11 protein-coding genes are annotated in these 12,583 nt (G+C 40.0%); 4 read left to right on the forward strand and 7 right to left on the reverse strand.

Translation table 11 applies throughout. The features are described 5' to 3' along the window. Nucleotides 1–26: 26 nt before the first annotated feature. Nucleotides 27–1,838 carry an ABC transporter ATP-binding protein gene (locus A9P82_RS03510; protein WP_066204234.1) on the forward strand — a complete coding sequence of 604 codons (1,812 nt, stop codon included), beginning with the start codon at nucleotides 27–29 and terminating at the stop codon, nucleotides 1,836–1,838. A gap of 54 nt (nucleotides 1,839–1,892) precedes the next feature. Continuing rightward, nucleotides 1,893–2,927 (forward strand): NAD(P)/FAD-dependent oxidoreductase, encoded by a 1,035-nt coding sequence (locus A9P82_RS03515; RefSeq protein ID WP_255364077.1) that lies wholly within the window; start codon nucleotides 1,893–1,895, stop codon nucleotides 2,925–2,927. Here A9P82_RS03515 and A9P82_RS03520 read toward each other — a convergent pair. From A9P82_RS03520 to A9P82_RS03535, 4 genes are all read right to left on the reverse strand, one after another. Further along, complete coding sequence (locus A9P82_RS03520; RefSeq protein ID WP_197492230.1) at nucleotides 2,917–3,834, reverse strand: lipid A deacylase LpxR family protein; 918 nt, start codon at nucleotides 3,832–3,834, stop codon at nucleotides 2,917–2,919. The two genes, A9P82_RS03515 and A9P82_RS03520, sit on opposite strands and share 11 nt — an antisense overlap. A 6-nt stretch (nucleotides 3,835–3,840) precedes the next feature. Beyond that, nucleotides 3,841–4,728, reverse strand: coding sequence for a Ppx/GppA phosphatase family protein (locus tag A9P82_RS03525; RefSeq protein WP_066204239.1), 888 nt, complete (start codon nucleotides 4,726–4,728; stop codon nucleotides 3,841–3,843). A gap of 15 nt (nucleotides 4,729–4,743) precedes the next feature. After that, entirely contained in the window at nucleotides 4,744–6,918 is a 2,175-nt protein-coding gene (ppk1, locus tag A9P82_RS03530; protein ID WP_082915388.1) for a polyphosphate kinase 1, read from the reverse strand. A gap of 153 nt (nucleotides 6,919–7,071) precedes the next feature. Next, nucleotides 7,072–8,127 (reverse strand): isoaspartyl peptidase/L-asparaginase family protein, encoded by a 1,056-nt coding sequence (locus A9P82_RS03535; protein ID WP_066204243.1) that lies wholly within the window; start codon nucleotides 8,125–8,127, stop codon nucleotides 7,072–7,074. Nucleotides 8,128–8,307: 180 nt separating this feature from the next. Between A9P82_RS03535 and A9P82_RS03540 the strand changes: the two genes are divergently transcribed. After that, on the forward strand, nucleotides 8,308–10,344 hold the full coding sequence (locus A9P82_RS03540) for a M13 family metallopeptidase (RefSeq protein WP_082915201.1): 2,037 nt from the start codon (nucleotides 8,308–8,310) through the stop codon (nucleotides 10,342–10,344). A 77-nt stretch (nucleotides 10,345–10,421) separates the two neighbouring features. Here A9P82_RS03540 and A9P82_RS03545 read toward each other — a convergent pair whose 3' ends face one another. The 3 genes from A9P82_RS03545 to A9P82_RS03555 all read right to left on the reverse strand — a co-directional run bounded on the left by A9P82_RS03545 (nucleotide 10,422) and on the right by A9P82_RS03555 (nucleotide 12,037). Beyond that, nucleotides 10,422–10,874: a CAP domain-containing protein gene (locus tag A9P82_RS03545; RefSeq protein WP_066204245.1), complete on the reverse strand. Its 453-nt coding sequence runs from the start codon at nucleotides 10,872–10,874 to the stop codon at nucleotides 10,422–10,424. Nucleotides 10,875–10,984: 110 nt separating this feature from the next. After that, a complete protein-coding gene (gene aqpZ, locus A9P82_RS03550) occupies nucleotides 10,985–11,671 on the reverse strand; it encodes an aquaporin Z (RefSeq protein WP_066204247.1) in 687 nt (228 codons plus the stop codon). A 129-nt stretch (nucleotides 11,672–11,800) separates the two neighbouring features. Continuing rightward, complete coding sequence (locus A9P82_RS03555) at nucleotides 11,801–12,037, reverse strand: (4Fe-4S)-binding protein (protein WP_066204249.1); 237 nt, start codon at nucleotides 12,035–12,037, stop codon at nucleotides 11,801–11,803. 333 nt (nucleotides 12,038–12,370) lie between these two features. On the opposite strand from A9P82_RS03555, the gene A9P82_RS03560 reads away from it, so the two are divergent. Then, nucleotides 12,371–12,583, forward strand: coding sequence for a hypothetical protein (locus A9P82_RS03560; protein ID WP_066204250.1), 213 nt, complete (start codon nucleotides 12,371–12,373; stop codon nucleotides 12,581–12,583).

A 12,583-nucleotide genomic window follows, 5' to 3' on the forward strand; every position in this document is an offset into this window, starting at 1 on the left:
TTTGATGCTTATCTTTGCACTCGCAAATGAGTAAGAACACGAAGAAAACAAAGTTTGATTTATCCCTTTTCAAAAAAGTATTTGGTTATGTAAAGCCGTACAGAACACAGTTTTTGTGCAGTCTTGCATTGGCTGTCATACTCGGCTTTTTCACGCCGGTACGTCCGTACCTTATACAGGTAACTATCGACAGAGCTACAGGCAAAAGCGCTGCGGTTCCGCAGTGGCTGCATTGGTTCATATCCAATGACAACCTGAACGATGTCGCCAAGTTTATTGTATCCATAACAGTGTTTCAGATTGCATTTATTTTCATTGAGACAGCTGCGCGGTTTATATTCACATTTATTACGTCATGGCTTGGGCAAAGTGTAGTGCGGAATCTGCGCGTCAACGTTTATCAAAAAATCAGTAGTCTCAATTTACGGCAATTCGACCGCACGCCTATCGGAACGCTCACTACGCGCACCATTGACGATGTGGAACGTATCAATGATATGTTTTCCGACGGCTTTATTCCTATACTGGCAGATTTGCTTTCCATTATCATCACATTGGTTACCATGTTCTGGATTAACTGGAAGCTGGCATTAATATGTATTATTCCTTTTCCATTTTTAATCGTTGCCACCTACTATTTCAAAGAAAGTGTGAACAAAAGTTATACCCGCGTGCGCAATGCAGTTGCCGCTCTGAATGCTTTTGTACAGGAGCATATCTCGGGCATCGCCATTGTGCAGGCATTTGCCGCGGAAAAAAGGGAAGAGGAAAAATTCAAAGCCATCAACAAAGAGCATCGTAATGCAAACATTGCGGCAAATTATGCTTATTCCATCTTTTTCCCTGTGGTCGAATTGATTTTGGCGGTAAGTACCGGCATATTGATTTGGTATGTTTCCGATAGAAAATTAGACGCCGGCTTGCTTATTTCTTTCATGCTTTATCTCAACCAGATTTTCCGTCCTTTGCGCGTCATTGCCGATAAGTTCAACACCATCCAAATGGGTATGATTGCAGCAGAGCGCGTATTCAAAATAATGGAAATTGATGACGTGCTTCCATCGGCTGCGCCGGACGCATACAATCCCGGAAAATTAGCGGGGCGTGTGGATTTTAATCATGTATGGTTTGCTTATTCAGAGCAGCATTATGTATTGAAAGATGTGGACTTCCACATTAAGCAAGGCGAAACCGTTGCACTTGTGGGACATACCGGAAGCGGTAAAACTTCTATCATCAGTTTACTGAACAGGCTGTACGAAATTCAGCAGGGCGAAATAAAAATCGATGACGTAAATATCAAAGATTTCAATACCGATACGCTGCGCAAAAACATTGGCGTAGTGTTGCAGGATGTCTTTTTGTTTTCGGGTTCTATCATCGATAATATTACGCTGCGCAATTCAGATGTTACGAGAGAACAGGTAATTGAAACTGCAAAAATGATTGGCGTTCACGACTTTATTATGAAGCTGCCCGGCGGTTACGATTTTAAGGTCATGGAACGTGGAAGTTCGCTGAGTTTGGGACAAAGGCAATTGATTTCATTTATCCGCGCATTGCTTTACAATCCGTCGATTTTAGTGCTGGACGAAGCCACTTCATCCATCGATTCCGAAAGCGAAATGCTGGTGCAACACGCAATTGATAAATTAATTTCCGGAAGAACCTCTATTGTAATTGCCCACAGGTTATCGACCATTCGCAAAGCCAACAAAATTATTGTTCTCGACAAAGGAGAAATAAAAGAGACAGGCAACCATGAAGAGCTGCTCGCACAAAACGGATTTTATGCTAAATTGCATCAAATGCAGTTCTCGGAAGAACAGGCAATTTGATAACAGAATTTCTTCACTACCGGCACAATCATCAATTCTCAATACGACTATATCATCGTTGGGCAAGGCATTTGCGGCACATTCCTGAGTTATTATTTAATGCAGGAAGATCAATCTGTTTTAGTGATTGACAAACAGAAACCGAACCGCGCCTCGCGCATTGCAAGTGGTGTCATAAATCCTGTTACGGGCAGACGAATTGTAAAGACCTGGAAGATTGACGAATTGATGCCTTTTGCGTGGAATGCTTATCATAAAATTGCAGCGGAGATTAAGCTTCAAAATATCATTAATCAATGCAGCGTCCTCGATATTCACACAACGGAACAAATGCGCAACGCTTTTGAAAAAAGATTGAATGATGTGCAACACGATTACATTCAACCTTGCAACAATGAGATTTTTTGGCAACAATATTTTCATTTCAATTTCGGTATTGGCGAAATTTTTCCGGCGTATTGCATCAATTTAATCGATTTATTAATTGGCTGGCGAAATTATCTGCACGAATTGAAACGCTTACAAACAGAGGCTTTCAGCGAAAACAAACTATTATTAAAAGATGATTTTGTTGTATATAAAAATATTACGGCAAAGAAAATAATCTTTTGCGACGGCATTTCTTCCGTGTACAATAATTACTTCAAACATTTGCCATTTGCATTAAACAAAGGCGAAGCTCTAATTGTTTCTATTCCCGATTTACCAAGAGATTTTATTTACAAACAAGGTTTCAGCATTGTTCCCTGGAAAGAAAATGATTTGTTCTGGATTGGCTCGACGTACGAATGGAATTATGATAATGATTTACCTACAAATAACTTTAAAAATAAAGTGGAAACTTATTTGCAAAATTATTTAAAAGTCGCTTACAACATTCAAGAACACTTTGCAGGATTAAGACCCGCCAACACAGAACGCAGACCATTTGTAGGTTTACACACAGCTTATCCGCAAATTGGGATTCTTAACGGCATGGGAACAAAAGGTTGCACGCTTGCACCTTTTTATGCGAATCAATTGACACGACATCTTTTACATGATGCAAAAATTGATGCTGAAGCCGATGTGCAAAGATTTACCAAGTAAAACCAAAAGAGATAGTTCCGTACAACTGTGTTTTAATTTGTGTAAGCGATTCTTTATTTTCATAAGTCAATGCAAGATTCATCAGAAAACCTTTATTTGCATACATCCAACCCATTTGCGGACGAAATAACGTACGATTTAGTTTACCAACATATTCACCTTTATCTTTTATAAACATTCCGCCTTGCACAGTTGCATCATAAGCCTTCACAACAAGTTGCGGATACAGATAAAAGAATGATTCTTTTTGATTGCTATTCAGGTTTGCATTCCAGAAAACAGAATTTGAATTGTTATTAAATTCCCCCAGAAGTATTGCTGCGCCTGCATTTACATCCGTAAAAGTATTTCCTAAAGTTCCGCCAGCAATAGGTTTTACATCAAACCAAGTTTTGTTTTTAATCACATTTGGCGACCATTCAAATGAACCGTTCGCGCCTACTTCGGTCTTTAATTGAAACTGCCATTCACGAGGTTTATACATCCCCAAAGTACTGTGAATTGCTTCCTGCACTTGTCTTCCAAATGCGGGTGGACCAATTGTGCCAACCGAAACACTCCAGCTTAATACATTATCGCTCCGGGTAAAATTTGTTTGATTGTATCCGACAAATAGAAATGCTGTTACGGGACGGTCAAGCTCGCTCAATTCGTTATAGCTGCCATTTTTTGCATTGTACATCAACTGACCAAGTTCGATAGAACGAATGGTTTTTGATGATGCGTCTTTGGAGTTTTTCCATCTGTAAACCAGTTGCAAGCCATTGGTATAATATCCGTCTTTGCCTTGCAAAGTATAAGAATCATTATCGCTGATGAGCTGGAACTCGCTGTGAGGTTGTGCTTGCGCTTGTAATAAAAAAATATTCAGAGAGCAAATAAAGAGAAATAAAAATCTACGCCTCAAAGTCAATTATTTTTTATGAGTTATTTCACTGTATAATTCGTGCACCAATCCGTCGGCTACGCCGATTTTCGGCACAATAATTTCGCTCGTATGCGCCCAATGCATAATGTTGATATAAATTTGTAACGCAGGCACAATCACGTCCGCACGGTCGGGCTTTAATTCGTATTTCGCCATGCGTTGCGGGATGGATAATACGGATAAACTTTTATGATAAGCCCGCAATTGCTTCAACGAGAGCGGCAAACCGTCTTTGGTTTTACTCAATGAAAAAACTTTATTGATGTTGCCGCCTGAACCAATAGCTGTTACCGGTAATTTGCTTTTAATATTTTTCCTGATTTCATTTTTTACAGATTCCCAGTCAGCTTCTTTTACCTGTCTCTGGAGCAACCTTATGGTTCCAAGATTGAATGACTTTTGATACACCTGCTGTCCTTCCACAAAGAAATCGACTTCCGTGCTGCCGCCGCCTACATCGATATAGAGATACGATTTTTTCTTATCCAGTTTTTCGGCAATGTGTGTTTCAAAAACCAGCGTAGCTTCTTTGTCGCCGGAAATAATTTCAATATCGATATCCGATTTTTTTTTCACTTCATTGATGATGCGTTTACTATTGCTGGCATCGCGCATAGCACTGGTAGCACAGGCTTTCACGGCTTCTACGGAATAAGCATTCATTAAATTTTTAAATGCCATCATTGTATTAAGCAGCATTTGTTTTTTTTCTTTGCTGATGCGGCCGTCTTTAAACACATCAAAACCAAGACGCAGCGGCACTCTTACCAAATTTACTTTATTAAAAGATATTTCGCTTCTGCCTTTTTTCTGCACATCCACAATCAACAAACGCGCCGCATTGCTTCCTATATCAATTCCTGCTAATTTCATCAATAGTTTAAAAATTTAGTTAATAACCTTTTCTTTTAGTAACGCGGCTTTCGACTCAAGGTTTTCGGCAACTTTCACGCCTTTTATTCTTTTAGGCTCGTGATGATTATTGCGATATGTTACCGCCTGTTGCTTCAGGTAATTAAAGATTTCTATCTGTGAACGAATCTTTTTCTTGCCGTTTGCCTGCACATACCTGTTTGACAAATCATTGTCCAAGATACGTGCTTTTACGTTATCACTCAATTGTATATTCATAATTTCCCGCAGTTCTTTCTTGATATGCCTGTTGGTAATTTCAACAGCTACTTCGACCCGGTGGTCAAGATTTCGCACCATCCAGTCGGCAGAAGCTATGAATGTTTTCTCTTTTCCCGAATGAAAGAAAATCAGTACGCGTGCGTGCTCAAGGTACTCATCCACAATGCTGACCGCAAAAATATCTTTTTTAAACTTTTTACTGGCGCTATGCGCACAATAAATGCCGCGTACGACCATTTTTACAGAAACACCTGCCGCCGCCGCTTCATAAATTTTTCTTATTAAAGTATCGTCGCTAATGGAGTTTAATTTGATGATAATTTCTGCCGGACGCTTTGCCTTGGCTTCCTTTATTTCATAATCAATCAGGTCCATCAGATGCGTGCGCATGCCTGTGGGACACACGAATAATTTTTTACAACTGTTTAAATCTACTACTCTTTCCGGCTTTCCGGTGGTAAGAAATTTAAAAATTTTATTGATGTCTGCCATTACACCTTTGTTGGCAGTCATCAGCATGTGGTCTGCATAAATACGTGCCGTTTTTTCATTCAGATTTCCCGTTGCCACAAAACCGTATTCAATAATTTTTTTATTGACACGTTTTTTTATCACACAAATTTTTGCATGAACTTTCATATCCGGAATGCCTATTAAAACTTTTACGCCTTCTTCTTCCAGTCTGGTTTTCCATTCAAGATTAGCTTCTTCGTCGAAGCGCGCACGAAGTTCCATCATTACAATTACCTCTTTCCCGTTACGGGCGGCGTTGATTAACGCATTGATGATTTTTGAATTACTTGCCAAGCGGTACGCTGTGATTCTGATGCTCATTACTTCCGGGTCCATCGCGGCTTCCCGCAACAAATCGATAACCGAAACGAAAGAGTGATACGGAAAACTCAGCAGCACATCTTTTTGCAGCACCACGTCGGTTACACGCAGAGAATCTGCCAATTCAGGATGAATGAAAGAAGTATTTTTACGTGTTCTTTTCGTAGTCGGAAATACATTCGGAAAGTCCATAAAATGGCGGAAATTGTGAATTTTCCCGCCGGGGATAATATTATCTTTTTGCGTAAGATTCAGCTTCTGAATAAGGTACTCAAGAATGCCGGCATTCATTTCCTTGTCATAAGTAAAGCGAACGGCTTTACCTTTACGCCTGTTCTTAATTCCTTTTTCTATTTTTTGCACAAGCGTTGTAGAAATATCATTGTCGATATCAAACTCTGCATCTTTGGTTACGTTGAAAATATGTGCATCAAAAGTATCATAACCGAAATAGGAAAAGATAATCGGAAGATTAAAACGAATCACATCTTCCATCAATATGATATCGTGCTCTCCGGGCTTCGAGGGCAGAATTACAAAGCGCCCCAACGCATGAACAGGAATCTCTATCAACGCATATTTTTGTTCGTACACATCTTTGCGACGGCTCATTACGACACCGAGATACAAGCTCTTATCACGCAGATAAGGTAATGTGGGTAAATCCTCAATCATCAAGGGAATTACATTTGATGCGACCTCTTCGTCAAAATATTTGTGTACAAAATTCTTTTGCGCGCGTGTGAGTTCATGAATATCTCTGAGGAAAATTTTTTCCTTACTCATTTCCTTGATAATGCCTTCCCAAATTCTTGCAAATTCATTCTGCTGACGCAACACGATAGTTTGAATCTGGTCGATGATTGCCTGTGGATGTTCTTCAAAATGAAAGTTGGTATTCTTACCTTTCAACTCAACCATTCTTTTCAAAGCCGCCACACGCACACGAAAAAACTCTTCGAGATTATTTGAATGGATTGCGAGAAACTTAATGCGTTCTTTTAAAGGAACAGAAGGGTCGTTTGCTTCTTGCAACACTCGCTCATTGAAACTGAGCCAACTGATATCACGTGGAATAATGGGTGTCGATTTCATCAAGTGTAAATTCTCTGAAGTCATTGTATTGTTATATTTTATTGCTAACAAAAATAGACTTCACTTATTTGGGAAATACAAAGAAACAATTATTTAATATTCCCGCACTGTCATGCCCGCATAATACACATCGCAAATTCGCGGGCAGAAAAATCAGCTTACACCATCGGTGTACAAATATTTTGAATCAAACAATAAGTTATTAATTTCATTGGAATAAACTGCGTAATTAAAACCTTTTTGTACACAAAAAGCGCCGGTTTCTCCTTTTTTATTCAGCGCAATAAAAGCCACCTGGTAAGTATGCGCTTTGGCAACTCCGGTACGTTTTACAATGCGTTCCACAGCGGCTTTACACGCGGCTTCCGGCGAATACCCCTGCCGCATAAATTCAACAATCAAAAACGTTCCGGCAGATTTTATTACCTCTTCGCCAAGACCTGTGGAAACTGCTGCGCCTATTTCATTGTCCACATACAAACCAGCGCCGATGAGCGGCGAATCTCCTACTCTGCCGCGCACTTTAAATCCCATGCCGCTCGTGGTACAACTTCCGCTGAGATTACCGTTTACATCAATCGCTAACATTCCTATGGTATCGTGATTCCAATCTCCGTTAGACAATTTCATTGGAGCAAACGCAGTTTGTCCCTTTGTCTCATTCTTACCTTTTTCGATATTAATCACAGGCTGATATTTTGATGTCTTCAACCATTTTTTATACTCAGCTTCCGCATCGGGCGAGAGTTTTTGAGGTTCCAACTGAAAGCCTTGCGACAATGCAAATTCCTGCGCGCCGGCGCCCACCAACAACACGTGCGGCGTATTTTCCATTACTTTACGCGCTACCGAAATCGGATGCTTGATTCTTTCAATTGCAGCCACTGCGCCGGCATTTCCGTGTTCATCCATAATAGAAGCATCAAGTGTTACAATGCCGTCCCTGTCAGGGTTTGCGCCAAGTCCTACGCAACAATTTATTGACGATTCTGTAACCATTACACCTTTTTCTACGGCGTCTAATGCTCGTCCCCCGGTGCTTAACACTTTCCATGCTTCTACATTTGCATCAATGCCGGTGTTCCATGTCGTAATCACTAAAGGCTTAGTTACAGCATTATTTTTAAAGTTTGCTTTCAAGTTTTTGGAAAATAAAAAACCGCCCGCGCCAAGCGAACCCATCTGAAGAAATTTTCTGCGCTGCATCATATTTGTTTGTTTAAAATGTAATGATTGATAAAAAGCTAAAGCTAAAGAAAAATGGAATACGTTACGGCATTAAAAGAGTTCAAATTAAATTTTTTATGAGAGAAATGAAATATCATTCATCCATTTTCAAGAACAGATAAATAATATTTTCATAACTTGCTTAACTTAAAATATTTCACAATGAATAAAGTATCACTCTCGGTTATGGCGGCATCTGCGATTTGCGGCATGACTGCGTGTACCGGCGGCAGCTCGTCCGACACGGCACAAAAGCATTTTATTGAAACGCAATACATCGACAGCGCAACAAAACCCTCCGACAATTTTTATCGTTTTGTAAATGGCAAATGGTTAGACACCGCAAAAATTCCCGGGGATAAAACAGCTATCGGTGGTTTCAACAAGCTGCACGACGACACGCAACTCAAGCTAAAAGTGCTATTGGAAAATGCCGAAAAGAACGACGGTAAAACCGGAAGTATTGAACAAAAAGTAGGCGATTTCTATGCTTCCGGCATGGATACAACGACGATTGACAAGCGCGGTTACGACCCGATAAAACCCATTCTCGCACAAATAGATTCCATCAATAACGTAAAGTCATTGATGAAATTTGTATCAGAACGTAAAAAGAACGGCGGCGGCGCCCTGATTGGCTTTAGCGTAGGTGCCGACCAAAAAAACAGCGCAATGAATATTGCCATATTATATCAGACGGGCATAGGATTACCCGACAGGGATTATTATTTTAAAAACGATGCTCCTACCCTTGCAATTCAAAATGCCTATAAAAATTATCTTACCACTTTGTTTGAATTAACAGGTGTAGATTCTGCTACAGCTGCGAAAAATACAAGCGTTGTTTATAATCTGGAAAAAGAAATAGCTACCTCTCATAAAACAAAAGTGGAACTGCGCGATGTAAACGGCAACTACAATAAAATTCCTGTCGCAAAAATTATTGCATCGCAGCCAAATATCGGTTGGTCGGCATATTTTGATGCCATTGGCGCGCATATAGATTCCGTTGATTTGGAACAACCCGCTTATTATGATAAGCTGAATACTTTACTGACTTCCGTGCCGATTGATACATGGAAAACTTATTTAAAAGCAAGAACGCTTACTTCAGCAGCAGGTATTTTAAGCAAACCTTTTGAAGATGCTGCATTCAAATATTCAATGCTATTAACGGGTCAAACTGTTCAAAAGCCACGCTGGGAGCGCATTGTAGCCATGACAGACGGGAATCTCGGCGAAGCATTAGGACAATTATATGTAGAAAAATTTTTCCCACCGGAAGCAAAGCAACGCATGGATGAACTGGTAAGCAATCTTGAAAAAGCATTTTCTGCCCGTATTCAAAAGCTCGATTGGATGAGCGATTCTACCAAAGTTGTTGCACAGGATAAACTAAAAGCGATTATCCGAAAAATCGGTTATCCTTCCAAGTGGCGCGATTACAGCAAAGTGGATATTGACAAGAGCAAATATTTTGAAAATGTAATTGCCGCTAACAAAAACAATTTTGATTTTATGATGTCCCAACTTGGCAAACCGGTTGATAAAACACTTTGGGGCATGACACCGCCGACCATCAACGCCTATTACGACCCAACGATGAACGAGATTGTTTTTCCTGCGGGCATTTTGCAATATCCTTTCTTCGACAAAGATGCCGATGACGCAGTAAACTACGGCGGCATCGGAATGGTTATCGGGCACGAAATGACACACGGTTTTGACGACCAGGGTTCTCAGTACGACAAAGACGGCAACATTCACGACTGGTGGAGCAAAGAAGATAAAACGAAGTTTGACGAGAAAGTAAAACAAATACAACAACTTTATGATGGCTTTACCATGTTAGATAGTTTGCATGTAAACGGCAAACTCACAACAGGAGAAAATATCGCAGATTTTGGCGGTGTTGCCATTGCTTATGATGCATTTAAAATGACAAAGGAAGGTCAGGATACCACAAAGATTGATGGTTATACACCTGACCAAAGATTCTTTATGTCCATTGCGCAAATCTGGAGAAGTAAATACACCGAAGCACAAATTCGCCAGCGCATTAACTTAGACCCGCATTCACCTGCACAATGGCGTGTACTCGGTCCGTTGATGAACTTTGAACCTTTCTATAAAGCGTTTAATGTACAACCAGGCGATAAAATGTATCGCAAACCCGAAGAGCAAGTGAAGATTTGGTAAGTAAATTTTAGTTTAATAATTATTGCCACGAATGCACAAATAGAGAAAACAACAAATTTGTGTATTCGTGGCATTTTTTATCTCGCAAACAATTGCGTAAAGAACAAAATTCCGTCTTTATTTTTCGCAATACCAATACCTACCATTGTAAAATTGCCGAGCAAATTTTTCCGGTGCGGCGGACTGTTTATCCAAATATCAACAACTTCTTTGGCAGATATTTTTCCGTAAGCGACATTCTCTCCGGTTGCAATTGCGCCAAGTTTTGCACGCAAATCATTGGTTCTTTGCTGAAAGCCGTCATGCCCAAACGGCGTGCGACCACTTGCCATATCGCGGCTATGCTGCGCAGTTTCTTTGCTGATAAAATCAATCAACTTTACAGGTTGCAAATTATGTTCTGCGCGATACCGGTTGGTGTAATACAATATTTGTTTTTCAAAGGATGAGCCGGCTTCTTTCTGCGCTGTACAGGACGAGATATTTAGCAATACAAAATAACCGATGATTGCAAAATAAATTTTCGACATAATTACCTTTTTGATTCGGATAAAACAAAAAGCAAGCCAATGAAAAACGAACAGCCCGTGATTTGAATCACAGGCTGTTTATTATATCAAAGAAAAACTTCTTTTAATCTTTATTTATTCGGTGCTAATACCCGATACACGCCACCTGCAATTGCGGCGCCTATAATCGGCGCAACCCAAAACAACCACACCTGCCCCAAAGCCCAATCGCCCTGAAACACAGCAACACCAAGGCTTCTCGCCGGATTGACAGATGTATTAGTTACCGGAATACTAATCAAATGAATAAGCGTAAGCGCCAGACCAATAGCAATACCCGCAAAGCCGTTTGCAGCATTTTTGTGCGTAGCGCCCATAATTACAATAAGAAACATAAATGTAAGCACCACTTCGCAAATGGCGCATGCAGTTAAGGAATATCCGCCAGGCGAATGAGCTCCGTAACCATTGCAGGCAAAATCGCCCACACCAAGAAAATCCGGCTTACCGGACAAAATCAAATACAATACGCCGGCTGCCGCAATGCCGCCCAAGACCTGCGCAACAATATACGGAATCAAATCTTTACCGCTGAAACGACCGCCCAGCCATAAACCTACCGATACCGCAGGATTAAAATGCCCGCCAGAAATATGCCCCAAAGCATAAACACCTGTTAAAACAGTAAGACCAAATGCAAGCGCAACGCCTAAAAAACCGATACCCGTATTGGGAAATGTGGCTGCAAAAACGGCTGCTCCGCAACCGCCCAGCACTAACCAAAATGTACCGATAAACTCTGCAATGTACTTTTTCATTGTGATTGTTTTTAATTTTAATAATGTGATTCAGGTTGATTATTCAGACGACAAGTTATAACTTTTTTCTAATTGTTAATAGAATTAATTTACGCAGCAGCCTGTTAATAACTTTAAAACAGAATAAAATTATTCTTGAACTTCACTTTCCTTATGAATTTCATAAGTAAGTGCACCGCTTGGACAGCGCGTTACCTGCTCCACAATCCGTTCGGCAGAGGCTCCCTCCATATTAATCCACGGACGTACAAACGGGTCAAAAACTTCACGTAAACCATGCCAGCAAATTTTACTGTGTTGGCACAATTTCGGCTGCCATATTACAGTAAGGTTTCCTTTGGTATAATGCAGAATATTTTTAGGCATGAGAACAAAATTTTGTTGAGGAAAGTTACAATATTTCCTAAAGACAAAAATAGAAAGCCGGCAAATATTTTTTAGTAAAAGAACTTTCTAAATGAATCCCACGGATTTATGCACATATAATACAAAAACACATATGACCATTTGCAGTCTTATGATGAACAAATTGTTACCAAAAATACAATCACACCATTTTATTCGTTTCTTAACTAACTTTAATTCTCTGCTTTCAAACAAAAAACACATACTATCATCTATTAGTTAAATATAACTTAGCTTTGGCTAAACTAACTTGTTATGGTATTCTTTTTCAAACGAAACAAAAAGGATGAATCCATGTCTAATTCGTATTCATCAAACCCTTTCCTCAAAAAAGGCGACTACATTTATTTGCATTCTACAACCGGTCGCAACAAAATCATTTCCGTAGAAGAAAACGGATTTTATTCTGTACCGGAAGAATCGGCGAACAAAAACGTAACCCCTGAATTTCATCATTGGAACGACTTCCGAAGATGGAGCAGAAAACGGAATGAAGAGCAACATTAA

The sequence above is a fragment of the Arachidicoccus sp. BS20 genome, from assembly GCF_001659705.1.
Taxonomy (GTDB): domain Bacteria; phylum Bacteroidota; class Bacteroidia; order Chitinophagales; family Chitinophagaceae; genus Arachidicoccus.